This is a genomic window from Verrucomicrobium sp. BvORR034 (assembly GCF_000739635.1).
Taxonomy (GTDB): domain Bacteria; phylum Verrucomicrobiota; class Verrucomicrobiia; order Verrucomicrobiales; family Verrucomicrobiaceae; genus Verrucomicrobium.
On record NZ_BATQ01000049.1, the window covers coordinates 87,130 to 111,432 of the forward strand.

Genomic DNA, 24,303 nt, shown 5'->3' on the forward strand with positions numbered 1-24,303 from the left:
TTCAGGGTGCAAATTTTTCTTGTATCTTCCAGGGGCAGGGCTCGTCTAACTCGCCCGGCCCCTGGCTACCGTCTGGGATGCCTTCGGCATGGGCAGCGTGGAGCAGCTATGGGCGTGACGCGCCTCCAATGCCCGCCAATTCTTCTTCGACTGCGGTGCCCGGACTGGCAGCCGGAGCTGCGGTGTGAAGATGGAGCACGTCCACGCCCACGAGGCACATGTCGTCTTCAAAATTGCCGGAGGCGGAGAAACTCTTGAGCTCGGCGATGACGGTGTCGAAGAGGTCGGGGGTACGCAGTTTCACATGCCGGGCCACGAGCCGGGCCAGTTGCTCCTGCTCGAAGTAGGAACCATCCGGTGCCTCTATTTCATAGAGCCCGTCTGTGAACAGCATGATGAGGTCTCCGGCGTCGAGGTCGCATTTCAGGCTGGGATAGGTGATGGTCTCCATGAGGCCCAGCACCGGGCAGGGCTTCTGACCCGGTAGTTCCAGAGGAGAGACGGCGTGGGTGATGCGGTTTACATGATAGGGTGCGGGATGGCCGGCATTGCTCCATTGCAGACGGGAGTTGGCCACATCCACCACGAGGTAGAACGCGGTGGCGAAAAGCGGGGTGACGGTCTGATGAAGGATGGAGCAGAGGGAACGGTTCACCTCCGTAAGGAATTTGCCTGGGTCGGATGCGGCAGCCCCCATCTCCTCCACCAGCCCGCGAATGATGGCGGTGACGAGGGCGGCACGAACCCCATGACCCATCACATCGCAAATGAAGACGCCAGCCTGATGGTCAGAGAGGCGGAGGATGTCAAAGAAGTCCCCTCCGAGCTCCGTGGTGGTGGCGTAGCGGTGGCAGAACTGAATGGCACTTTGTTCTGGAGAGGCTGAGGCTGGAAAGACGGGATAGTGGCGGGGTAGAAAAGACGACTGCAACTCGCGAGCCATCTCAAGATCTGCCTCCATTTCAGCATTCTTTTCGCGCAGCTGACCGGCCTGTTGCTCAAGCTTGTTTTTGGCGCTGCTGAGTTCGAGGTTTTTCTGGACGGCTGTTTCGTAGGTGGAGAGGAGAAGGTCGATGGAGTGCATTCGCCTGGCATTGAGCTCGTACTTGTGGCCGGCAAAGAAGATCTCTCTGACCTGCGATCCTTCGGATGCCCTGCGCAGTTCCAGGTTGGCCAGCACATACTGGATGCGTGAGAGCAGGAACTCCTCCTCGTAAGGCTTGACGATGAAGTTGTCCGCGCCGCATTCCAGTCCCCGGAGGATGTCCTTGGGATCGGAGAGCGAGGTCAGCAGGATGACCGGAAGGCCGATGAGCGCGGGATCATCCTTGATGTGGCGGCAGAGCTCGTACCCGTCCATCTCCGGCATGTTGATGTCTGTAATGACCAGAGTGGGCTGGTTCTGGCCGATGATCTGCAGGGCTTCACGTCCATTGCGCGCATTGATCACCCGGCAGCCCTGGCGCTCGAGGATGTACTGGACGCGCAACGCCTGGGTGGGGCTGTCCTCGACACTGAGGACCACCACATTTTTCATGCTGATTTCTTCGAGGGCGCTCATGACGATTTAGAGGAGTTTGCGAATGACATCCAACAGGTTCGACTGGTCAAAGTTGCCCTTCACCACGTAGGCGTTCGCCCCCACATCCACACCCCGCTCGTGATCCTCACGGGAACCAAGGGCAGTGACGAGGACAACGGGCAGGTCTGCCAGCTTCTTGTCGGCGCGGATTTTGGCGGTCAGATCGAAGCCATCCATGCGAGGCATCTGGACATCGGAGACGAGCAGGTCGAATTCATGCGTCTTGAGGGCGGTATAAGCTTCGACGCCGTCCACGGCGATGGACACGTCGTATCCGGCGGACTGGAGGATGTTCTTCAGAAGCATGCGGGAGGTCACGGAATCATCGGTGACAAGGATCTTGCGCGCGGGAGCCCCGATCCGACGGGATTTCATGGCCGCATGCCGCTTGCGCACCGGGGAGGGGGAGCGGGCGGCGGACTGAAGCAGGTCGGAGGTGTTGAGAATGATGGCCGGGGCGCCGGAGGGTAGCACGGTGGCGCCCGCCACATTCCGCACCCGGGAAATGGGCTTGCGCAGCCGTTTGACCAGCACCTCCTGCTCATTCAGGATGCCATCCACCGTGAACGCGACGCGCCGGTCGCCGTCGCCGAGGACCACGGAAACAACAAATTCGCTGGGGAAGGGATGCTCCCGTGGGGGGAGCTCCAGCACCGACTCCATGGACACAAGGGGCAGGCGATGCTCGTCCACCAGCACCGTTTCACGGTTCTCCACCGTCTGGATGTCAGAGCGCCGGTGGCGGTTCACCCTATCCACACTGGCGGTAGGTACGACAAACACGTGACCGGCGACCTCAACAAGAATACCTTTGAAGGTGGCGAGGGTCACGGGGACGGTGATGGTAAAGCAGGTGCCGGAGCCCATCGTGCTGGTGATGGCGATCCTGCCGCCCAGCTTCTCGACTTTCTCCTGAACAATGGCCATGCCCAGGCCGCGGCCGGAGATTTCCGTGATGATGGCACTGGTGGAAAGTCCGGACTTGAAGACCAGTTCATGGGCCATCGTATCGTCGGACAGCGTGGCTTGCTCGCTGGTCAGATATCCGGCTGACACCGCGGCCGCCTTGATGCGGGCCGTGTCAAGGCCGCCACCGTCATCCTGCACACGAATCTCCACCTTGTTGCCATCTTGCGGGGTGACGGTGATTTCCAGACGGCCGCCCGGCCGCTTTCCCCGATCACGACGGACTTGTTTGTCCTCAATTCCGTGATCCATGGCATTGCGCACGAGATGCAGCAGCGGATCCTTGAGCTCCTGCAGCACACGTTTGTCCATCTCCACCTCCCGACCACGGATGACAAGCTCGGCCTCCTTGCCGAGGTCGCGGGAAAGATCCCTCACCACCTTGGGAAAGAAGTCCAGCAGGGTCGCGCAGGGGAGCATGACGAGGCGCTTGGTGTCATCGAGCAATTGTTCCACCAGAGCGCTGATGGAACGCTCGTCCTGGGCGGCGGCAGCGCTGGAGAGGGTGAGCTGCCTTTCCATGAGGCGGAGGTGCTCCGCAGTCCATTGGATGAATTCCTGGCACCGGTCGAGGGCTGCGCGATGGTCTTCGCCTGGGGCGGGGCGGACTAGGCGGTGCACTTTGGACCAGCGCTTTTGCCAGGTGACCATGTGGTCGGACAGCACGCGCAGGGACTCGGAATGCTGGTGGCTGGCGAGCTTGGCCGCCACCATCTCTTCCACCTGGCGGAGGAGCGCATCCAAACGGCTGACGGGAATGCGGACAGTCTCTGTGGTGTAGGCGATGTCCGGCTCGTTCTGCTGGGGAGGTGGGGTTCGGTCTGCCAACCCAGCAGGCAAAGTGGGAAGGGGTTGGGCGGCGCTGGTTGAGGACTGCGGCACGTCCGGGGCAGGAGCTTCCTGAAGCCTACCTGGAGAGGGCGCTGAATCGGGTGGTGCAGGGCGCAGCAGTGACTGGATGCGCCGCACGGTTCCGGAGATGTTGTGCACGGGCACAGCTCCTGCGGCCGGGAGCGCCGCTTGCAGCAGCCGGGTGATGAGGTCAACCGCACCGTTCACCACATCGAAGCTTTCCTGGCTGATGTGCACTGTTGGCTTTTGCTTCCAGTGGGAGAAGACGCTCTCCAGCGCCTGGCAGAGTGTCTGGATGCTGCTGTGATCCACGGCTCCGGCGGCTCCTTTGAGACTGTGCGCCTCCCTGAAGATGGTTTCGAAGATTGGCTTGCGAGTTTCTGGATCTGTTGACTTCTCCGCTGCGAGGAGGCCGGATGTCAGCGCCTGGATGTGTTCCCCCGCCTCCACGGCGAAGGCCTCGCGGAGTTTGTCGAGGAACTCGTCGTCGGTCATGAAACGGTGAAGCTGACGTCGGGAGATGAGAGGAGACACGCCCACGGCTGTCTCAAACCCCATTTGAGGCGGGTCCTGTCACAGTCTTGGGAACGGCCAGGGCGGCAGCAGCAGACTGGCTCGCCATGTGTTGCAGTTTCTCGCCCATTTCATTGAGGCGACGGGCCGCGGCTTCCAGGTGGCGTGCGCTCTCCACATTCTGACCGCTGGCCTGTTTGACGCTTTCCATGGCGGTGGCCACGTGGTCCATGCCCACCAGCTGTTGCTGGGTGGAGGCGGAGATCTGCTCGGCGGCTTGCGCTGCTTGTTTGACGCTCTCGGTGAGGGCCACGATGGAGTCGCCGGCCTGCGTGGATTGTTGCACGCCGGCGTCCACGGCCTTGGTGCCCATCTCTGTCGCCATCACGGCGGCACTGGTCGCGTTCTGGATGTCCTTCAAGATGGCGCGCACCTGGGTGGTGGCCTGGCGGGACTGTTCGGCCAGGCTGCGCACCTCCTGGGCGACGACGGCGAAGCCGCGTCCCTGCTCACCAGCCTTGGCGGCCTCAATGGCGGCATTCACTGCCAGCAGATTGGACTGGGCGGCAAGGTCCTCCACGGCAGTGACGATCTGGCCGATGTCCTGGGTTTGATCGCTGAGTCGTACCATGCTCTCTGCAATGGCCTCCATCTGCTGGCGGATGCGGTTCATGCCCTCCACACTGGCGCCGGCGGCCTTGCGACCGAGTTCAGAGATCTGGGCGGACTTTTGAGATGACTCTACGACATTGCGCGCCTTCTCACTGGAAAGGTGCACCGTTTGGCGCACCTCCTCCACGGTGGCAGTTGTTTCCGTGATGGCAGTTGCGGTTTGCGAGGCGGTGGCGGAGGCCTGGGTGGTGAAGTTCAGGATCTCCCGGGCGGAATAGCCCAGCACATCCACACTCTCGGTGATCTGGCTGGTCTGCGTATGCATGGCCTCATTGGCGGAGACCAGGGCGAACCGCTTTTCATCGATCTCTTTCAAAGCAGTCTTCAGTTCACTGCTCTGCCGGTCGATGGCGGTGAGCATCTGGTTGAAGACATCGGTAAACTTGCCCAGCTCATCGCCACCGAAGCGTTCCGCACGCACGCTGTAGTCTTTCTTGTCCGCCACCTGCTGGGCAGCGCTGGCGAGCGCGAGGATGGGCCGGGAGATGATGCGCTGGAAGATGGATGCGAGAAAGGCCGTGAGCAGCAGGGAAGCTACCAAGACCACGACCCCAATCTCCACGTAGCGGCGGAGATGGGCGTTGATGCGCTGGGTGTCTGCGACCAAGCAGATAGTGCCGATGCGTTTGCCCCCCAGGGTGACCGGACGGGGCAGGATGATGCGGTTCCCGGTAAATACCGTTTTTTCGTCTGTGGGAGCGGTGGCGGAGGGCGGCTCGCCCCGCTCGCGCAGGAAGGTGGCGAAGAGCTTGCCGTCTTCGCCATAGAGGGCTGCGGAGACGATGTCCGGCTCCGCGCTCAGGGCGCTGAGGATCTCTTCGGCTTCGCCCTTGGTGTCCGTTGCCTCGGAGAGGGAAAGTGTGGCGGTGCTGTTGGCCGCCAGTACATCCGCCAGGATGGTAAGGGTGCGCGTCTGGTCCGCCCGATAGGTGGCGCGCTCATAGGTCACGTAGGCGAGGCTCGCGAGGAGGAGCGATGCCGTGCTCGACAGCAGCACACCCAGCATGAGCTTGCGTTTGATGGGCACTTCTCGAAAACGAATCATGGTGAGTTCCTTCCTGGGTCAGCCTCCACGGTGAATCTTTCCCAGCCGAACGAGCTTGGGACTGACCTCCAGACCGGCACGCTGGGCCGAGGCCACATTGATCTCGAAACCGACCTTGCCGCCCTGGAGGGTGAAGTTGATGACGCCGCCCTGGTCACAAAATTGATCGCTCTCCCCCACGGTCAGGACGCCAGACCCTTGCAGGGCCGCGAGAATCTCCCCCAGACGACCGATCTCCGAACGGCTGACGAAGATGAACTGGCAGCCGCGCAGGTCATCGACCCGGCGCCCGGTCCGGACCACAATCTTGCGGCCGTTGGATGTTTCTCCCCGGGTCGCGGATTGCAGGGCACCGCCAAAAGGATCGTCTCCGAGCACGCCGATCATCAACGGGGCATTGGCGTCCGGGAAGGAACGCGCCGGCCATTTGACGAACTGGGAGAAGTTGAAGAGGAACACGGCCTTCACCTCATATTCCTTGGACTGGGCCTTTGCGGCAGGGGCCGGAAGGAGGATGGCGAGGAGTAGTGCGAGGAAAATACACAGAGGCGGCCGGGGGGCGCGGCAGTCCCGGGGCCGGAGGTGAAACCCGGGATGGTGGGGCGCGTTGCTAGCCATGGTATTCATGGAGGGAGTGCAGCGAGTGGGACGGAAATAGGTTGATGGAAACAACAGTGAGTGGCTCGGGCGATTGTCAAAAGCTGATCCGGAGGCCAAGCACCCCACCGAAGGTCTCCTGCGGCTGGGCATAGGGGAGGAAGGCGGTGGTGGCATTCTGGTTGTTGGTCAGATTGCGGATGCTGGCATAGACTTCGACATGGTCCGTCGGCTTGTAGAGCAGATGAAGATTGAGCTCCCACGGTGTGTTCATCTCGTCTGCCAGATACCCGGCCTGCAGATTCCTGGGAGTGGAGCGGGCGACGAGACTCGGGGTGATGAAGAACTTGTCGGTCACCGCCCAGGTGGCACCCAGGCGGAAATTGTGGGCAGAGATGCCATTGAGCCCGCTGAATTCGCCTGCGGTCTCCGCTTCGAAGGTGGTGTAGGAGTAGGAGAACCAGGTGCTGAGGCTACGGGCGAGTTTGACACGACCGTAGAGGTCCACGCCCGCGTTGTGGCTCGTGCCGCTGTTCACCGTGCGGGTGAGGGTGCGGGTCTGGGTGCCGGCGACATCAAGGAACACCAGGTCCTGGAGGATGTTGGGCTCAGAGCCGACATCGGAGACGAGGATGAGGTTGCTCTGCTCCCCGTAGTACATGCTCAACCCGAGATCCACCTTGTCCTTCACATAGGTGAAGCTGAGCTCGTGGGTCTTGGACGTCTCCGGCTGCAGCTCAGGGTTCGAGGTGTTAAGCACGTCTCCGCGATCATAGGTGGCGAAGCCGAAGTATGGTGCCGGGGAGATGTACGCCCAGGAGTAGGTGTACTTGGCGGTGAGTTCGTCCGTCACCTTGTAGATGATCGCGCCACGCGGAGTGTAGGAGGGATCCTCGATGCGCGTGTCCTTGTCCACGCGGCCGCCGGCGATGACTTTCAGGGAGGGGGTGATCTCCCAGCCCACTTCGAGATAGGCCCCATAACGCTCAAAGTCCACCTCCACCACCCGGGGGATTTCCTGGCGGGACTCGGGATTGCCGGCCTCAGTGTAGTAAACAAAGCTCCCGCCCTGCTGAACGATGCTGCCATCACTGCCGCGGTTTGCTCCCCCTGGCACCGTGGACTTGGGGATGATGTCGTAGTTCGTATAAATGCCGCCCAGCAGTGCTGAAACGGTGGGGGAGAACTCGATGCGCAGCGTCTCCTCAATACTGAGGCTGGTACCGTTCGCGTACTTGTAGTCGTTGAAGAACCAGTGGTTCTGATCCTGGGGGAAGATGTACCGGCTGTGGGGGTCCACTTCGTACCAGTTGTAGGTGATGGCGGAATCCAGCGTCACTTTGTCTGACATGTGCCACACGTGCTTGGCTTCTGTGACCCACGAGCGATCCTGCCATCGTGCCTCAGGCAGGAACCCGAGAACGGCAGGACCGTACCCCTCGGAACTGCTGCGCTCGGACTCTCGATACCAGCTTTGAATGGTGAAATCACCGTACTCAAACTTGGCAAAGGCATTCAAGCCATAGTCCATGCGATCCAGGCTGGTGCCATGGCCCTTGGTCTTCGCGATGTTCCGGAATTCCTTCCACCAGTCGGGATATTCGCGGTCCAACCGGCTGAGTTCTGAGTCGTGATACTGGACATAGCCGGTCAGAGAGATGTTTTCCTCGGCATCGAAGACCTTGCCGAAGGAGCCCCAGGCTTCGCGTTCTGCATTGAAGCCGCCTTCAATCGCCCCCTGGATGGCAAAGCGACCGTCTGCAGGCGGGTTCTTGGTTTTGACATTGATCACCGCGCTGATGGCATCCTGCCCGTACAAGGTTGAGCCGGGACCGTAGATCACTTCAATCTGCTCGGCACCACGAACGCTGAAATCGGAGCGCAGGGGGAAGTATTCACCGCCCGGCGGGTTCACCCTCATGCCATTGACCAACACCACGATCTTGTTGTTGCCGGTGATGCCGCGAACAGAAACCTGGGTGCCGATCTCTGTGAACAGATATTCCGAGACATCCATGCCGGGAAGATCCCGCACCACATCACTGAGCTGGGTGTAACCTCGCAGGTTGATGTCGGTGCTGTCGATGACGATGACAGTCCCGGGAGCATCCGTGGCTTTTTCAGCCTTTTTTGAGGCGGTGGTGACGGTGGCCACCTGCACCTTCATCAGTTCTTCAAGGCTCAGCTCCTTGAGTTGCTGAGTCTGTGCGGGTGGGTTGATCTGTGCCGCGCCTTCGGGAGCCTGGGCGGTGAGGTCGGGGGCGTAGAGAAGGAGCGCGAAGGCTCCGGCGATGCCTGGGCGGCAGACAGCCTTGGGGACGGCTGCCGCGCCACTCCGGGCCAGAGCATGGTAAGAGTTCATGGCTGGGTTGGGATGGATGATGCACTGACAAATCCTTGTGCGTGCGCGCTATTGCCGGAGCATGGGCCATGGCCATGTCATCAATCCCGGCCTGGGAGGCAGCAGCAAAAAGGCGCGTGGCGGTGCCAGCTTGCATTCACCATGAAGACAGCGCCATGTTGTGGCAGTATGCGCATGCTCATGGGCTGAACTTTCTGCGACCATTGTTTGCTTGCTGCATTAATGGATAGCGGAAATGACATAAGTTGGGAAGCTCAAAAGTTTAGGCATGTAAAAAAGCAACCTCTCTCTGTGACTCACGATGCCACGCCTTCAGCCGGAGTATCCACAGTGGGTAGGATCTTGGAGATGTTAGTGAAGTCTGCTTTGAGCATGATTCGCACTCTCACCCCGGGCCCTTCTTCAAGATTCTTCACCTGAAGGTGGCCGCGATGCAGCTCGACGATGCGTTTGGCCACGGGAAGACCCAGACCAGTGCCTTCACCAGTGGGCTTGGTGGTAAAAAAAGGTTCGAAGATGCGACGCAGTATCTCCGGCGGGATGCCGGGCCCATGGTCGATCACTTCCAACAACACCACCTGATCTCCGGGACGCAGCAGGTCCATCTCACGCAGGCCTTCGTTGCGATGCATGGTGATCAGCTCGCCATGCATGGTGCGGACCTGAACGACGCCGCCATTCGGCATGGCCTGTGCAGCATTGATGATCACATTGATGATGACCTGAACCAGCTTGGATCGATCCGCCCGAATCTCAGGCACATTTTCGGTAAGTTCCGTCACGACCTGCACTTTCCGGCGGGTAAGTTCATGCTGTACCATGTGAATGGCGTCAGTCACCAGATCATTCATGGAGCAGGGCCGCATCTGCAACGTCTCTGAGCGGGAGAAGTCGAGCATCTCGTGGATTATGCGTTCAGCACGAGAGATCGCGTCTTGCATGTAGTCGATCATGGTGCAGGCGGGTTCCGGCAACGTGGTGCGACGTCGCTGGAAGTAGTCCACACCCATCTGAATAGTGGCGAGCGGGTTCTTCACTTCATGGGCAACGCTGGCGGCCAGACGGCCCAGAGAGTCGAGCTTTTCCGCCTGAATGAGCTGCATCTGGGCTGTCTCCAGTTCCAGCTTGGCAGCGCGGAGGCGCTCGTTGAGTTCAGCCATCTCCCGGCGGTGGCGCTGGCGCTCCACGGCGTAGAGAATGGAGCGCATGAGCAGATCACCGTTGATCGAGTCTTTGGGGAGATAGTCCTGGGCACCTTGCTGCACAAAGGTGAGTGCCAACTCGTGATCCGTGGTGCCGCTGAGAATGGTGATGGCCGTGAGTGGGGCCAGCTCCCTTACCCGGTGATAGGTCTCTGGGCCGTGGCCGTCGGGGAGATTGAGATCCAGCAGAATGACGTGGAACGGGTCGTCACCCGCCTCCTCCAGCCTGGCGCTGGCATCGCTCAAAGAACGGGCGTGGATCAACTGAGGCGTTTTTTCGAAAGGCGCGTCTTTAAGATGCTCCTGGAGCAGAAGGAAATCGGAGTCATTGTCCTCGATGCAGAGGATGCGGATGGGAAGGCGGGCCAGATCCACGGCCTTGAGCTGGGCACCCTCCAGCAGCGTTTCTTCGGCATTCATGTGAGCACGTAGGGGAAGTCCTGAAACAGCGGGAGACGCGCAACAAACAGCGCCCTAAACAGCACGTGGAGACGGGCCGGGAGTGGGGTGGAGAAGGGGCTCTGGCCCCTCAGGTGGAGATCAGCCGGTATTCGGGATTGTTATCGGCGGATTTTTACCATTAATGACAGAGTTATTCAAAAATGCAATTTAATAAGTAAATGGCAGATCGAAGGGTCGGGAATTGTCCTAAAAGACGCGTTTCCTCGCCATCTTAATGGCGACGTCGTTGTAAATGTCATAATCCGCGCGATGCGTTTATAGAACTTATTGGGATCTAGCTGGGAAGACTGAAGAAGAAGGTGGCCCCTTTTCCAGGAGACGAGTCCACCCAGATCTGGCCATGATGACGCTCCACGATGCGCTTGCAGAGAGCCAGTCCAATGCCGGTGCCTGGATACTGCTCCCGGGCGTGCAGGCGCTGGAAAATGACAAAGATGCGGTCAAAGAACTTGGGCTCAATGCCGATGCCATTGTCGCGGATGGAGATGACCCACTCGCCCCGACAGGGCTGAGCACTGATGTGAATGTGCGGCGTCTGCTCGCTGCGGAACTTGATGGAGTTACCGACAAGGTTCTGGAACACCTGGCGCAGCTGGAGCTCATCTGCATTTACGGTGGGTAGCGTGTCTGCGGTGATGACCGCGGAAGACTCTTTGATGGAGACTTCCAGATCGCCCAGAACAGACTGGATGAGCTGGCCGCAGGAGACGGGGCCCAACTCCCGCCCCCGGGTGCCGACGCGTGAATAAGAGAGCAGGTCCTGGATGAGGTTGCGCATGCGGGCGGCGCCATCCACCGCCGTGGCGATGAACTGGCCCGCCTCCTCATTGAGCTCGCCCTTGTACCTGCGTTCCAGGAGTTGCAGGTAGCTGGTGATCATGCGCAGGGGTTCCTGAAGATCGTGGGAGGCGATGTAGGCGAACTGCTCCAGCTCCTGGTTGGAGCGCCGCAGATCTTCCTCGAACCGCTTGCGCTTCGTGATGTCGTGCATGATGGCGGTGCAGATGACCCGGTTTCCGGTGTGGGTCTCGCTCACCGACATGATGAGTGGAACGATGCTGCCGTCCTTGCGGCGTCCGAGGAGCTCCCGGCTCTGGCCCACCCGTTCGGCATCGGGCGCGGCAGACGCATCCGAGCTCGAGTGGGCGGGGGAGAGCAGGTGGGGCGCAGGGACGATGACGCTGATGTTGCGGCCGATGATTTCGCCGCGCTGGTAGCCGAAGATCTGGGCTGCAGCCGGATTGATGGACTGAATGAGCCCCTTGTCGTCCATCGTGACAATGGCCTCCACCGCTGTTTCGAGGATGGAGCTGAGACGCGCCTCGCGGTCGCGGAGTTCCAGTTCTGCTCGCTTGCGGTCAGTGATGTCCGTGGCGATACCACCGAGGGCGATGACCTGGCCGTCCGTGTCCAGAACCGGGAACTTCACGCTCACATAGGTATGGGCCTCGCCGGCATGGGGGGCGATTTCTTCCACGACCATGGCCTGTCCTGTGGCGAGCACCTTCGCGTCATTGTCGCGAAAGGCCCGGGCAAACTCCGGGGGGAAGATGTCGTAGTCGCTTTTGCCCGCCATCTGCTCTCTGGTCAGATGAAACAGCTCTTCAAAACGCCGGTTCACCATCTGGTAATTCCCGTCCCGGTCCTTCAGGAAGACCACTGCGGTGGTGTTGTCGAGAATGGCTTGAAGGCGGGCTTCCAGTTCCAGTTGAGCCCGGACCGCCTTGCGTTTGGCAGTGAGATCACTGGCGATGCCCAGATAGCCAGTGGGCTGGCCGGAGTCATCCCTCATGATCGTGACGGTGAGCATCACGGGCAGCCGGCTGCCGTCCTTGCGGAGGTACGTCCATTCGTTCTCGTCTGGAGGCCCGAGGAGAGCCTTGGCGACAAAGGTGTGGAAACCAACCTCCACGGGGTAGCCGAGCTCCTGTGTCAGGGAAGCAGCCCTGCGGGCGATCTCCTGTGGATCATGGAAAATGGAGGGGCTGGTTTTTCCGATGACCTCTGCGGCTTTGTAGCCCAGGAGTTGCTCTGCTCCGACGTTAAACCCCTGGATGATGCCGTCAATTCGACACGAGATGATGGCAAGATTGGCCCCGTCCAGCATGGCGCGTTGCAGGGCGCTCTTGGCGCGGAGTTCATCTTCAAGCTGTTTGAAGCGGGTGGTGTCACGAGCTGCGGCGAAGATGATTTGCCGGTCCATGTCCGGTTGGGCGCGCCATTCCAGCCAGCGGTAGGAGCCGTCCTTGCACCGATAGCGGTTTTCAAAGGCGATGGTGTTGGCTCCGGTATTGATGCGAGCGGCCTCTGCCTCGGTACGGGCAAAATCATCCGGGTGGATGAAGGCACGGTAGGGCTGGGCCATGAGCTCCTCCGTGGAGTAGCCGAGCGTGTTTTCCCAGGCGGGATTCAGCCGCTTGAAGTAGCCGTCAAACCCGGCGATGCACATCAGATCCAGCGAGTGATCGAAGAAGCTTTTCAGGTCGGCTTCGTCACTGTTCATGGTGCTTATCTCCCCGGAATTTGTTCCACGTCCGCTAATATTAGCGAAACGCTTTGCCGCTTGGCAAGAACGTAGTTGGGTATTGGCGAACAGCCACAACCCGCCTGGCGATGGGGTCGGAGGCATCTGACTACCACTTTGGTGGTATGGTGACGCCCGGGCAAAAAAATGCCCCGCGTGCGCAGGGCAGGCGGGGCATAGTGGATGGGGAGGAGAAATTCGATGGCGATGCCAGCTGGCCTAGGTCTCGGCCACGCCACGTGCCATCACGACCTTGCCGGTACGCACGGTCTCGATGATTTCGAAGCGGCCCAGCAGGTTCACGGCGGCGTCCACCTTGTCGCTGTTGCCGGTGATCATGATGACCATGGACTGCTCCTGCAGGTCCACCGTCTTGCCGTTGAAGTGCTCGATGATCTGGAGGATCTCCGTGCGGTGCTCGGCCGTGGCCAGGATCTTGATGAGCACCAGCTCCTTCACCACCGAATCCTTGTCGGTGTGTTCATAGCAGTGGATCACATCGATGAGCTTGTTGCACTGCATGATGATCTGGTGCAGGCCCTCGGGATGGCCGCTGACACCCACGGTCATGCGGGAGTAGCGGGGGTCACGCCCCTGGGAAACCACGAGCGAGTCGATATTGAAACCACGGCGGCTGAACACCTGGCAGATGTGGCCGAGCACCCCGGGCTTGTTGGACACATACATGCTGAGGGTGTGCACGTTCACGATGTCGGGCTGGGGGGCCGGTTTGCGGTCGGAAGTGATGATGTTGCGGTCGGACATGGGTGAAAGAGTAAAAAGTTAAGAGTGAAAAGTGATAAGTGGGGAGCTAGCTGCTGAATCTCGAGATGATCGTGTTGAGCATGCGTTCGATCTCGGAGCCAAGGGCGGCTAGCGGGTTGTGATTCTGATCAGACAAGAAGCCGAGGTCTCGGCAAAGTTCGAGCTGGGTTTGGGTTTCAAAAAGTGATCCGCGGGAGTATTGAAGGAACCGCACGTAGTCTGAGTTTGAGCCGCGTCCATTTCCCTCAGCAATGTTTGAGGGGATGGAGACGGCTGCTCGCCGAAGTTGTTGTGTGAGTCCAAACTGCTCCTCCTTTGGGAAATTGCGGGACACCAGGTAGATCTCCCGCACCAGTGCCATCGACTTTTGCCAAACCACCAGATCTCGATAACTCTTGATCTCACCCATGACAGCCATCTCCGGCACTTTTCACTTTTTACTTGCCACTTTTTACTGAGTTCTAGGTCGAACCCACGGGCTTCTCCATCTTGTGCTTCGGAGGCTCGATCAACATGTCTTCCAGGGCCGCACCGGCGGGGATCATGGGGAACACGTTTTCGGTCTTGATGCACTCGGCTTCGATGAGGCAGGGGCCTTCGTTGTAGTCGAGGGCCTGCTGGAGGACGCGCTCCACATCGGCGGGGCGGCGGATGTGGAAGCCCTTGATGCCATAAGCCTCGGCGAGCTTCACGAAGTCAGGGTTGCCGATGAGATCCACGCCGCTTTCGCGGTTGTCGAAGAACAACTCCTGCCACTGGCGCACCATGCCGAGGTAGTGGTTGTTGAGCACGATGATCTTGATGGGGAGCTTGAGGATGGCGGCGGTGGCCAGTTCAAACAGGGTCATCTGGAAGCCGCCGTCTCCGCTGATGGAAACCACGATGTCATTCGGGCAGCCGAGCTGGGCGCCGATGGCTGCGGGGAAGCCGAAGCCCATGGTGCCGGCACCGCCGGAGCTGAGCCACTTGAAGCTTTCGTCGTTCTTGTAGAACTGGGCAGCCCACATCTGGTGCTGGCCCACGTCGGTGGAAACGATGGCCTTGCCCTTGGTCAGCTGGTAGAGCTCGTCGATCACCTGCTGCATGCGCAGGCCGCCCTGCTTCTTGTAGTTGAGCGGGTATTTCTTCTTGTAGCCGTCCAGCGTCTCATTCCACGTGGTGGTGTCGATCGGGCTGAGGAGCGGGAGCAGTTCCTTCAGGGCGGCCTTGGCGTCGCCCTTCACGAACACATCCGCCTTGATCATCTTGTTGGCTTCGGCCTCATCAATATCGAAGTGAACGATGTTGGCATTGCGGGCGAAGGCGCTCGGCTTGCCGATGATGCGGTCGTCAAAGCGTGAGCCGATGTTGATGATGCAGTCACACTCGCAGATGGCCTTGTTGGCGTAGGCGGTGCCGTGCATGCCCAGCATGCCCAGGCTCAGACGGTGAGTTTCAGGAAACACACCCTTGCCCAGCAGCGTGTTGGTCACCGGGCAGTTGAGGGTCTCGGCCAGGGCCATGAGCTCCTTGTCGGCGCGGGCGATCATCGCGCCGTGGCCGGCGAGGATGAGCGGGCGCTTGGCCTGCATGATGAGCTTGGCGGCCTCCTGCACAGACCTCTTGTCGATCTTGAGGGACTCATCAGGATTGTAGCCGGGGAGGTCGATCTCAGCATTGAGGTCACCGGTGAAGGGGCCCTGGCTGATGTCCTTGGGAATGTCGATGAGCACGGGGCCGGGGCGGCCGGTGGTGGCGATGTGATGGGCCTCACGAGCGATGCGCGGGAGGTCATTCGTGTTCTTCACCAGGTAGTTGTGTTTGCACACAGGTGTGGTGATGTTGAAAATGTCCGCTTCCTGGAAGGCGTCCTTGCCCAGCATCCACGACACGGTCTGGCCGCAAACGATGATCATGGGCACGGAGTCCATCTGGGCGGTCATGATCCCCGTCACGGTGTTGCCAGCGCCGGGGCCGGAGGTCACCAGCACCACAGCGGGCTTGCCTGTAGCGCGGGCATAACCGTCAGCCATGTGCACGGCACCCTGCTCGTGACGCACCAGGACGAACTTAATGTTCGACTTCACGGTTTCCAGAGCGTCGAAGATCGGCAGTGCGGCCCCGCCGGAATACCCGAACACGTACTCGATCCCCAATTGGTCGAGTGTCTTGATGAGCGCTTGTGCGCCGTCCAATTTTTCGGTGGTCATGAGTTGGTCTCCTGAAAAGTGCGAATTTAGGGGGTTAAATTCGCACGAAAGGTTCAATCGGCAATCGAAAATTGCAGTTTTTTGGTCAAAGTGGCATTTTTTCAAACTGTGATGGCCTAAAAATTGGCGAATTGACTCTCGATTTGCGTCGAGAGCATGGCGCGGACGTATGAACATGAAGCGGTTTGCTCTGCGGCGCACATTTCGTTGCGTCGGCCGAGTTCATCGCCACTCTTCGCACTATGACTGCTGAAGTGATGGCCACCGTTTTGCGAAACATCGCGCTCCTGCTCGACCTTAAAGGGGAGAACCCCTTCAAGACCCGGGCGTACAACACGGGAGCAGAGATCGTGGAGACCTTTAGCGGTGACATTGTGGCCCGCGCCGCCGCCAATGATCTCAAGGGGGTGAAGGGGCTGGGCGATGCCCTGCAGCAGAAGCTGAATGAACTGGCCAGCACGGGGAAGCTGGAGTTCTATGAAAGGCTGCGCGCGGAATTTCCAGAGGGGATTCTGGAACTCTATGATGTGCAGGGGCTGGGGGCCAAGAAGATCAAATTGCTCTGGGAGCAACTCCAGGTGGGCACGCTGACGGACCTCAAGGCGGCCTGTGAAAGCGGTGCCGTGGCCAAGCTGGCGGGCTTTGGGGAGAAGACGGCGGCGAAGATCCTGGAGTCCCTGGCGTTCCGTGAAAGCCATGCGGACGAGTTCCGCCTGGAACAGGTGGCCCCCACGGTGGAAGTGATCCTGGAGATGCTGCGCGAGCATCCCAATGTGTCGCGTGCCGGGGTGGCGGGCAGCTACCGCCGGGCCAAGGAGACGGTGCATGACCTGGACTTCCTCGTTGCCACCAAGAAGCCTGGCCCGGTGATGGAGGACTTTGTGAAGATGCCGATGGTGGCCAAGATCCTGGCGCAAGGGGAGACGAAATCGAGCGTGCTGCTGCAGAGCGGTGTGCAGTGCGACCTACGCGCGGTGACCAGTGCAGAATACGCCTGCGCCATGGTTTACTTTACCGGGAGCAAGGAACACAACGTGGCCTTGCGCCAGCGGGCTCTGGCACGTGGTCTGTCGCTGAATGAATACGCGCTGACCCCCACGGAGCCGGGCGGGGAGAGTCCCGAATGCTACGATGAGGCCGATGTGTACCGGGCCCTGGGCCTGGATTTCGTGGAGCCAGAGCTGCGGGAGAATACTGGAGAGATCAAGGCCGCAGAGGAAGGCGACCTCCCCAGGCTGGTGGAGATCTCGAACCTGCGCGGGGTGTTTCACAACCACACCACGGCGAGCGATGGCGTGAACTCGCTGGAGGAGATGGCAGCAGAGGCGCAGGAGCTGGGCCTGCAGTACCTCGGCATCGCCGATCACAGCAAGGCCTCCTTCCAGGCCAACGGATTGGATGAAAAACGGCTGCGCGCGCAGATTGCGGAGATCCGGCGGCTGAACGCCACGTATGAGGGGTTCAGGCTGTTTGCCGGAAGTGAGGTGGACATTCTGAAGGATGGATCACTGGACTTTCCGGATGATCTGATGGCGGAGCTGGACTACGTGGTGGCTTCTGTGCACAACGTCTTCACCCTTCCGGAGGCGGAGATGACCAAGCGTATCATCCGTGCCATTGAGAATCCGCACGTGACGATGCTGGGCCACCTGACGGGACGTCTGCTTTTGCAGCGCCCCTCTTATGCGGTGAATGTGCCGGCCATTATTGATGCGGCGGCAGCCACTGGCACCATCATCGAACTCAATGCCAACCCCTGGCGGCTCGACATGGACTGGCGCTGGTGGAAGCTGGCCAAGGAAAAAGGCGTGAAGTGCTCCATCAACCCCGACGCCCACTCGACCCGCGGACTCCACGATGTGTTCTACGGCGTGCGGCTGGCGCGCAAAGGCTGGCTGACCCGGTCAGATGTGGTGAACTGCCTCCCGCTGGGGCAGATCGAGGAAATACTGAGGGGGAAGAAAGAGGGAAAAGGTTTAAGGGAAGAGGGACAAGGGTAGTGGGAGATGCCTGAACTCGTGCTCTAACCACATATGTCCAAAAAGTATGTCACCGTTGAACTGGGCGGGAATCCGCGCATCTGGGCAAACTTGAGAAATCGTAGTTGCGCCATCATGAGCCGTAGCCCCCGACAAGGGGTGTTCGTGCTGGGGAACAGCCTTACGGAATACGTGACAGAAAGACTGGATCAGCTGGTTTCTGGCGTGGGGGCGGGCGTCGATCTGCCGCGCGATCCTGCAGAGCCCGATCTGGTCCACGTACTGGGCCTGGAGAATCCTATGCGGACTCTGCACTGGTACCCGGAGGCAACCAGTGAGAAGTACGTGGTCCTGGACTGGAGTGCCGGGGCCGATGGCACAGATGGTTTCCTGCAACTCGTGGAGAAGATGCTGGTGGAGCAATGGCCGGAGATGCTCCGGGAAGGCCTGAACCAGATTGAGCAGGCCGCCACGGAGCTGGGGTAGGTGCCTGGTACGGGTCTATTTCACCTCGGGTTTCACATTGCCATACGTCCACGCCCGGCCAAAGGGCGGTGCCGGGAGGCGCTCAGGCATCTTGTCAGGTGTCATCTGCTTTGCGAGCTCGATGCCTGCGGTGGCCATCTGGGTGCCAGCGGTGACTTCCAGATTGCTGTAGTAGGTGAGGCGGGTTTCATAGCCGCCTCCGTTGGGGCCGAAGGCTTCCTCAGTTGGGACGTAGCCGGTGCAGCCGTTGGCCAGCTCCACGGGGAAGGTCATGGGGAAGCCAGTTTCTTTTTTGATGCGCAGCCCGTTGGCAACGAAGTACTCCGCGGGATTGCTCACACAGACAAGCGGTCCCACCTGGAGGGCCTGCACCTCCACCTCGCACTCGGGCTCCTTTTGCACGAGGGCGTCGAGCATGACGATCTCCTTGGCGAACATCCAGGCGGTGGTGTCCCCTTTGGGCTTGGGCTGTTGCACGAGGTCCGTGCTTTCCTTGACCCGCTCGGGGGAGGGGATGCGGCGTTTGATCTTCCAGACCTTCTGTTTGGCGTCGAGCCGGGCTTCAGTGGTCTTGGGCATGGAGAAGATGACCTTAGCTGCCTCCGCACCCACGCGGCCACCCACCAGACGGCTCCATTCCTCGGGGCCGGGGCGCTGGAACTTGCTGAAGTTGTCCACCTGGGTGACATCGCCACAGGCTCCCTGGAGGAAGACCACCGGCACCCGGGTATGCAGAGCGCCCTGGATGGTCTGCTCCAGATCATAGATCCAGTTCGCGGAAATACCGCCAGGGTTGGTGGTGGCATGGCAGGAGAAGTTGACCATCACGCCAAGGAGATTGCCCGTCATGTCCCATGCGGCCACCACGCCCACATCGGGATCGATCGGGCCGGCGTAGTCCACATTGTCGGGGTTGCCTGAGCCCGGATGGCTCCAGGCTTCTCCGTTCTTCATTTTGACACGGCGGTTGAAGGCGACCTTGTCCTCAGTCCCAACGCCGAACCCAAGCTGGGCGGGCACCTTGTTCTTGTCCGCCCAGACCACGCCGTCCACGATGGCCTTGATGACGGTCTGCAAATAACCGGGGTCGGCGCAGGAGGATTCCTCGTACGCGAGTTTTTTGACCAGATCGCTGGCGAAGTCGAGTTCCCCCGGTTGGATCATCCCGACGGGTCCTGAGGAGTGGGAGTGCGAGGCGCCGATCATGACCGCGTCACCCGGGATGCCGCATTTCTTGGTGATCTGCTCCCGGGCGGCCAGGACCACGCTGCGGGGCACGATGAGGGCATCCAGTCCGACGAGGGCGACCCGCTTGGTGCCGTCGTCAAACACGCCGATGCGGACCTTGCAGGGATCGTGGAACGTGGTGTGGAAGGACTTGCCGTAGCCGCCGGGCTGCTCCATGCCGATGGCTGGAGTGATGTCCCGCTCGGCGAAGCCGGCCTTCACCTTAGAGAGTGCTTCCGGTGAAGGCTTCGTTCCTGCGGCGGCAACACTGGGCGCGGCGGCAGAGGCGTTCCAGATCAACGCGCTGGTGGACAAGCCGGCGACAAGCGTGAGGCACAGGGCATGGAGTGGCTTCATGGGAATCGCTTACGGGAGCAGCCGGGGCAAATGTTCCAAGCAGAGGACAATATGCGGGGTTGTGGTGACATTTGCGCGGGCCGGGCCGGGCAATCTGGTGGGCGGGGGATGACTGGCATGGTACACTGGTTTCATGAACCGGGTGTTGCTCTGCCCGCCGGACTTCTATGGGGTGCGGTACTCCATCAACCCCTGGATGGACCTCTCCCAGAGTGTCGATCACGCGCAGGCAGTGCGGCAGTGGGAGGCCTTGAAGGCGCTCCTGATGGATCTGGGATGTAGGGTGGAGGTGATGCGTCCGCAGCCGGAGTGGCCCGATCTCGTCTTTACTGCCAATGCGGCGCTGATCCACCGGCGGCGTTGTGTGCTCAGCAGATTCATGCATAGAGAGCGACAGGGCGAGACCCGTTGGTACCGCCAGTGGCTGGGTGGGGAGGGGTACGAGATGACGACCCTGAACGGAGATGTCTGCTTTGAAGGGGAGGGGGATGCATTGTTTTGCGGGAAGCGACTCTATTGTGGACACGGATTTCGAACTGACCCGGGAGCACCCGCGATGCTTGGACAGCTGCTGGGGTGTGACGTGGTGGGGCTGCGGCTCGTGAATCCGCACTACTACCACCTCGATACCTGCTTTTGTCCTCTGGCGGAGAGGTTGGCGCTCTGGTACCCGGACGCCTTCGATGCCGGGAGTCAGAAAAAGCTCAGGGATGCCATTCCTCAGCTCATTGAGGCTTCTGCCGACGAAGCGGCGCGGTTTGCCTGCAATGCGATTGTTCTGGGGCGGGAGGTGGTGCTGCCAGACGGGTGCCCTGAGGTGGTGCAAACGCTGGGGGGATGCGGGTATCTGCCTCATGCGGTGCCGATGAGTGAATTCATCAGGGCGGGCGGGGCCTGCAAATGCCTCGTGCTGGTGCTGGAGCACGACCGTGACGGTGGGGCAGTTTGACCTCGCCAGTGCGATGCCCAACTGGTAGGATTGAGGTCGATCAAGTAGTGCGAGGGCTCTGCCCAAGACGCCGCCCTGCCGACTGACCCAGAGGCAGACTGGGCCGGAAAACAATCGAATCGTTGTCGATGAATGAAGGGAGGTGCGTATGATTGCGAAGAAGCTCAAAACGTTCCTGGATCAACGGAACGTGAAGTATGTGGTCGTCGCCCATTCACCCGCCTACACCGCCCAGGAAATAGCGGCCTCCGTGCATGTGCCGGGGCAGTTCCTTGCCAAGACGGTGATGGTGGAAATAGATGGGGCGCTGGCCATGGCGGTGCTGCCTGCGAATCAACGGGTGCTGATCGAAGACCTGCGTGACATCACGGAGACGGAGGATGTGCATCTGGCCCATGAAAGTGAATTCCGGGAGGCTTTTCCGGACTGTGAACCGGGGGCCATGCCGCCGTTCGGCAACCTGTATGACATGTCTGTGTATGTCTCGCCAGCTCTGGCGGAACGGCACGAGATCGTCTTCAGCGCCGGATCCCACCATGAAGTGATCAAGATGGCGTGGCGTGACTATGAACAACTGGTGAAGCCGCATGTCGTGAACTTCACGATGTAGGCGAGAGCAATCCGAGGCCGGCCGTCCTGGCAAGTGTCAGGGCGGTCGGTCGATACAGGGTTCAAGTTGCTGACATCATCTTCCGCGGGTCCACCGCCGCGATGATGGCGCTGACGGACTTTTGATTGAACCCCTTGAATCCGCCCTTCCGCTGGAGGTTCTCCAGGTGGCTGCCGATGGCCCCTTCGGCGAGGAAGCGGGAGGCTTGATCGGAATCGATGGAGCCGGCATCGAGCAGGGCTTGCACGCGCTCTGGCCGGACCTGCCAGCGTTCGCCCTCTGTGAAGGCCTGTTTGAGAAAGGGGAGGTCAGAGAATGGCATCATGGTGTTGATGCCCTCAGTGGCCAGTTGTTCGCGGAGCAGGGCGTGGTCAAAGCGGCACTCCAGATGATGCATGCCCGATTCGAGGAAACTTTCTCCATGCAATCCGGTCCAGAGTCCGATGGTGCCCAGCTTGGGCTGGGGCGGCAGAGTCTGGCGGGAGAAGTCGATTTCCGTGTCCTCGGGACGCAGGTCCACGTCGCAGAAAGAGACGATCCCTTCCACCGGCTGTTCGAGGATCTGTGCACCCCAGCCCGCCTGTTCTCCAGCGTAGTAGCGCTCCCGCCGCTCGAAGCCCAGTTTCTCCATCACGTGCATCAGATTCACAAACTGGCTCCGCGAACTGCGGAAGGTGTGGTGATCATGATTGGCCCATCCCAAGCCAAGGCGATCCTGCCGGATCTTCTGTATTTGCGCGGCGCGATTGCGGCGCTGCCAGTACTCCCTTTCTCCAGCAAAAACCAGATGGCAGGCCAGATCTCTGCCCACCATGGACACGATCTCGTCCAGCAAGGCAAAGGTGAGTTGGTAGCCGTCTTCGGCACTGGCAAAGCGGCGTTGACGGATCTTCCACAGCTCCATCGCCTGAAGCAGGGCGGCGATCGCAGCTTCGGCAGGATGAGGATCGGGCAGGAAACCGCGATACCCGCGGCGTTCCACCGCATAGAAGCAGGTGCCGTGTTCATCGGAAATCAGCGCCCGACGGAATCGGCTGAGTGGCGGGCCTTCAATCTCCCGGGAAATACCATGCACTGCCATGAAATCCGGGAGGCTTTCGGCATGGATGGCAAGAGCGTTGGGGTATCGGTCATGCCCTTCTTCCAGAATAATGCGGGGCAGCATGGCCTCCGGGTGATGCCAGGCGGCATGCTCCGGAGGAGTCTCTGCGGTCGTATCGGGCACGAAACCGAGCGTGGTCAAGACGGGGCCGTGGTTCTCGGAAAGCACAATGTAGTCCACCCAGTCCAGCAGCAGGGTGCCGGTGTCTGAGCTCATGCGGTCGGCCAGCAGGCGGGCAAAGGCGTTGTGCGTGAGGAAGAGCTCCATCTGGGCCAGCAGGAAGTCTTCGGCCTCCTGGCACACGGGCCAGTCAAAGCGGTTTTCGCGGTTGGGGGGCAGTGCGCTCATGGGTCAGGATTCTCCGAAGTGGATGCCCTGCGCGAGAGGCAGGGTGGTGCCGTAGTTGATGGTGTTGGTCTGGCGGCGCATGTAGTTCTTCCAGGCATCGCTGCCGCTCTCCCGGCCGCCGCCGGTGTCCTTCTCCCCGCCAAAAGCGCCACCGATCTCTGCACCGCTGGTGCCGTTGTTCACATTGGCCAGTCCGCAGTCGCTCCCGGCCGGGCCGAGAAAGGTTTCGGCTTCGAGGAAATCACGGGTGAAGACGGCAGAGCTCAGGCCCTGCGGCACGTCGTTCTGCCAGGCGATGGCCTCGGCATAGTGGCGGTAGGGGATGAGGTAGAGGAGGGGGCCAAAAGTCTCTGTGCGGAGCAGGGGAAGATCCGGACCACACTCCATGACACAGGGGGTGACGTAGCAGCCGCCGGGCTGGTCCAGAGGCTTGCCGCCATGAAGCACCGTGCCACCCTGGTGTTTGGCCCGCTCCACGGCGTCGAGGTAGTGCAAGGCAGCATCCCGGTTGACCAGTGGGCCCATGACGGTGCTGCGGTCGAGCGGACTGCCGATGCGCAGGGAGCTGTAGGCATCCAGCAACCGATGGCGGAAGGTGCTCATGACGCTCTCGTGAACATAGACGCGGCGGGTGGAGGTGCAGCGCTGGCCGGCGGTGCCGATCGCTCCAAACACCACCGCGCGCAGGGCGAGTTCCAGACTGGCAGAGGGGGTGATGATGACGGCGTTGTTTCCTCCAAGCTCCAGCAGGGTGCGACCCAGCCGGGCGTGCACCGTGCGGGCGAGGCGACGGCCCATGGCACAAGAGCCGGTGGCGGAGATGAGCGGAAGGCGTCGGTCCCGGGCCATGCACCGGCCGATGGGACGGGCGGTGCCGCATACCAGCGTGAAGAGCGCGGGCGACATACCGGTCTGACGGCATACCTGCTCCGCCAGCCGCGTAACGGCGATGGCAGAGAGCGGAGTGAGGCTGGAGGGCTTCCACACCACAGGATCCCCGCACACGCAGGCCAGCGCGGCATTCCAGGCCCACACGGCCACGGGGAAGTTGAAGGCAGTGATGACGCCCACAGGGCCGAGCGGGTGCCACTGCTCCATGAGTCGATGTTGCGGACGCTCGGAAGCGATGGTCAACCCGTGAAGCTGACGGGAGAGCCCCACGGCGAAGTCGCAGACATCGATCATTTCCTGAACCTCACCCTCGGCTTCGTCCAGGATCTTCCCGGTCTCCCACGTCACGAGTTCGGCAAGCCGGCTTTTGTTCTCCCGCAGGAGCAGGCCAAAACGGCGCACCAGTTCACCGCGCAGCGGTGCCGGGGTTGTTCGCCAGCGGAGAAAAGCTTCCTGGGCCCGCGAGACGGCGTCGTCATAGTTTGCCGCGGAACCTTCCCGGACGTGCCCGATCAGTTCTCCATCCACTGGGGTGACCACGTCTTCCACCGGCCCCGCCCCATGCCAGGTGCCATCAAAGACACCCGCATTCATCTTGCCCAGACCCAGGGCTGACATGGCGG

At 60.8% G+C, this 24,303-nt stretch carries 17 protein-coding genes; 4 read left to right on the plus strand and 13 right to left on the minus strand.

Going from position 1 to position 24,303, the window contains the following annotated elements; translation table 11 throughout:
- Positions 1-106: 106 nt before the first annotated feature.
- From BV034_RS09100 to ilvB, 10 genes are all read right to left on the minus strand, one after another.
- The gene (locus BV034_RS09100; protein ID WP_050026237.1) at positions 107-1,561 is read right to left on the minus strand and encodes a fused response regulator/phosphatase; all 1,455 of its coding nucleotides are present in this window, start codon (positions 1,559-1,561) and stop codon (positions 107-109) included.
- Between the two features lie 6 nt (positions 1,562-1,567).
- Positions 1,568-3,934 (minus strand): response regulator, encoded by a 2,367-nt coding sequence (locus tag BV034_RS09105; RefSeq protein ID WP_265592801.1) that lies wholly within the window; start codon positions 3,932-3,934, stop codon positions 1,568-1,570.
- 13 nt (positions 3,935-3,947) lie between these two features.
- Positions 3,948-5,630 carry a methyl-accepting chemotaxis protein gene (locus BV034_RS09110; protein WP_050026239.1) on the minus strand — a complete coding sequence of 561 codons (1,683 nt, stop codon included), beginning with the start codon at positions 5,628-5,630 and terminating at the stop codon, positions 3,948-3,950.
- 18 nt (positions 5,631-5,648) lie between these two features.
- Positions 5,649-6,257 carry a YfiR family protein gene (locus BV034_RS09115; protein ID WP_050026241.1) on the minus strand — a complete coding sequence of 203 codons (609 nt, stop codon included), beginning with the start codon at positions 6,255-6,257 and terminating at the stop codon, positions 5,649-5,651.
- 67 nt (positions 6,258-6,324) lie between these two features.
- Positions 6,325-8,589 (minus strand): TonB-dependent receptor, encoded by a 2,265-nt coding sequence (locus tag BV034_RS09120; RefSeq protein WP_050026242.1) that lies wholly within the window; start codon positions 8,587-8,589, stop codon positions 6,325-6,327.
- Between the two features lie 296 nt (positions 8,590-8,885).
- Positions 8,886-10,211 carry a hybrid sensor histidine kinase/response regulator gene (locus BV034_RS09125; RefSeq protein ID WP_050026244.1) on the minus strand — a complete coding sequence of 442 codons (1,326 nt, stop codon included), beginning with the start codon at positions 10,209-10,211 and terminating at the stop codon, positions 8,886-8,888.
- Between the two features lie 316 nt (positions 10,212-10,527).
- Positions 10,528-12,756 carry a PAS domain S-box protein gene (locus BV034_RS34590; RefSeq protein ID WP_265592802.1) on the minus strand — a complete coding sequence of 743 codons (2,229 nt, stop codon included), beginning with the start codon at positions 12,754-12,756 and terminating at the stop codon, positions 10,528-10,530.
- A 240-nt stretch (positions 12,757-12,996) separates the two neighbouring features.
- The gene (gene ilvN, locus BV034_RS09135; RefSeq protein ID WP_050026245.1) at positions 12,997-13,542 is read right to left on the minus strand and encodes an acetolactate synthase small subunit; all 546 of its coding nucleotides are present in this window, start codon (positions 13,540-13,542) and stop codon (positions 12,997-12,999) included.
- Positions 13,543-13,588: 46 nt separating this feature from the next.
- A complete protein-coding gene (locus BV034_RS09140) occupies positions 13,589-13,960 on the minus strand; it encodes a four helix bundle protein (protein ID WP_343123286.1) in 372 nt (123 codons plus the stop codon).
- Positions 13,961-14,003: 43 nt separating this feature from the next.
- A complete protein-coding gene (gene ilvB / locus BV034_RS09145) occupies positions 14,004-15,731 on the minus strand; it encodes a biosynthetic-type acetolactate synthase large subunit (protein WP_050026249.1) in 1,728 nt (575 codons plus the stop codon).
- A gap of 242 nt (positions 15,732-15,973) precedes the next feature.
- Between ilvB and polX the strand changes: the two genes are divergently transcribed.
- Complete coding sequence (gene polX / locus BV034_RS09150) at positions 15,974-17,731, plus strand: DNA polymerase/3'-5' exonuclease PolX (protein WP_050026251.1); 1,758 nt, start codon at positions 15,974-15,976, stop codon at positions 17,729-17,731.
- Between the two features lie 114 nt (positions 17,732-17,845).
- Positions 17,846-18,196 carry a hypothetical protein gene (locus tag BV034_RS09155; RefSeq protein ID WP_265592803.1) on the plus strand — a complete coding sequence of 117 codons (351 nt, stop codon included), beginning with the start codon at positions 17,846-17,848 and terminating at the stop codon, positions 18,194-18,196.
- A gap of 15 nt (positions 18,197-18,211) precedes the next feature.
- On the opposite strand, the gene BV034_RS09160 is transcribed toward BV034_RS09155, so the two are convergent.
- Positions 18,212-19,780: a hypothetical protein gene (locus BV034_RS09160; protein WP_050026255.1), complete on the minus strand. Its 1,569-nt coding sequence runs from the start codon at positions 19,778-19,780 to the stop codon at positions 18,212-18,214.
- 133 nt (positions 19,781-19,913) lie between these two features.
- Between BV034_RS09160 and BV034_RS09165 the strand changes: the two genes are divergently transcribed.
- Positions 19,914-20,729 (plus strand): arginine deiminase-related protein, encoded by an 816-nt coding sequence (locus BV034_RS09165; RefSeq protein ID WP_050026256.1) that lies wholly within the window; start codon positions 19,914-19,916, stop codon positions 20,727-20,729.
- A 148-nt stretch (positions 20,730-20,877) separates the two neighbouring features.
- A complete protein-coding gene (locus tag BV034_RS09170; protein ID WP_050026258.1) occupies positions 20,878-21,339 on the plus strand; it encodes a YbaK/EbsC family protein in 462 nt (153 codons plus the stop codon).
- A 61-nt stretch (positions 21,340-21,400) separates the two neighbouring features.
- Here BV034_RS09170 and BV034_RS09175 read toward each other — a convergent pair whose 3' ends face one another.
- Positions 21,401-22,789: a hypothetical protein gene (locus BV034_RS09175; protein ID WP_050026260.1), complete on the minus strand. Its 1,389-nt coding sequence runs from the start codon at positions 22,787-22,789 to the stop codon at positions 21,401-21,403.
- 3 nt (positions 22,790-22,792) lie between these two features.
- On the minus strand, positions 22,793-24,298 hold the full coding sequence (locus tag BV034_RS09180; protein ID WP_265592804.1) for an aldehyde dehydrogenase family protein: 1,506 nt from the start codon (positions 24,296-24,298) through the stop codon (positions 22,793-22,795).
- Between the last annotated feature and the right edge of the window lie 5 nt (positions 24,299-24,303).

Bases quoted from the DNA above. Each gene is read 5' to 3' on its own strand.
- BV034_RS09100 (WP_050026237.1), bottom strand. From the start codon at position 1,561: ATGAGCGCCCTCGAAGAAATCAGCATGAAAAATGTGGTGGTCCTCAGT.
- BV034_RS09110 (WP_050026239.1), bottom strand. From the start codon at position 5,630: ATGATTCGTTTTCGAGAAGTGCCCATCAAACGCAAGCTCATGCTGGGT.
- BV034_RS09115 (WP_050026241.1), bottom strand. From the start codon at position 6,257: ATGAATACCATGGCTAGCAACGCGCCCCACCATCCCGGGTTTCACCTC.
- BV034_RS09120 (WP_050026242.1), bottom strand. From the start codon at position 8,589: ATGAACTCTTACCATGCTCTGGCCCGGAGTGGCGCGGCAGCCGTCCCC.
- BV034_RS09125 (WP_050026244.1), bottom strand. From the start codon at position 10,211: ATGAATGCCGAAGAAACGCTGCTGGAGGGTGCCCAGCTCAAGGCCGTG.
- BV034_RS34590 (WP_265592802.1), bottom strand. From the start codon at position 12,756: ATGAACAGTGACGAAGCCGACCTGAAAAGCTTCTTCGATCACTCGCTG.
- ilvN (WP_050026245.1), bottom strand. From the start codon at position 13,542: ATGTCCGACCGCAACATCATCACTTCCGACCGCAAACCGGCCCCCCAG.
- BV034_RS09140 (WP_343123286.1), bottom strand. From the start codon at position 13,960: ATGGCTGTCATGGGTGAGATCAAGAGTTATCGAGATCTGGTGGTTTGG.
- ilvB (WP_050026249.1), bottom strand. From the start codon at position 15,731: ATGACCACCGAAAAATTGGACGGCGCACAAGCGCTCATCAAGACACTC.
- polX (WP_050026251.1), top strand. From the start codon at position 15,974: ATGACTGCTGAAGTGATGGCCACCGTTTTGCGAAACATCGCGCTCCTG.
- BV034_RS09155 (WP_265592803.1), top strand. From the start codon at position 17,846: ATGAGCCGTAGCCCCCGACAAGGGGTGTTCGTGCTGGGGAACAGCCTT.
- BV034_RS09160 (WP_050026255.1), bottom strand. From the start codon at position 19,780: ATGAAGCCACTCCATGCCCTGTGCCTCACGCTTGTCGCCGGCTTGTCC.
- BV034_RS09165 (WP_050026256.1), top strand. From the start codon at position 19,914: ATGAACCGGGTGTTGCTCTGCCCGCCGGACTTCTATGGGGTGCGGTAC.
- BV034_RS09170 (WP_050026258.1), top strand. From the start codon at position 20,878: ATGATTGCGAAGAAGCTCAAAACGTTCCTGGATCAACGGAACGTGAAG.
- BV034_RS09175 (WP_050026260.1), bottom strand. From the start codon at position 22,789: ATGAGCGCACTGCCCCCCAACCGCGAAAACCGCTTTGACTGGCCCGTG.
- BV034_RS09180 (WP_265592804.1), bottom strand. From the start codon at position 24,298: ATGTCAGCCCTGGGTCTGGGCAAGATGAATGCGGGTGTCTTTGATGGC.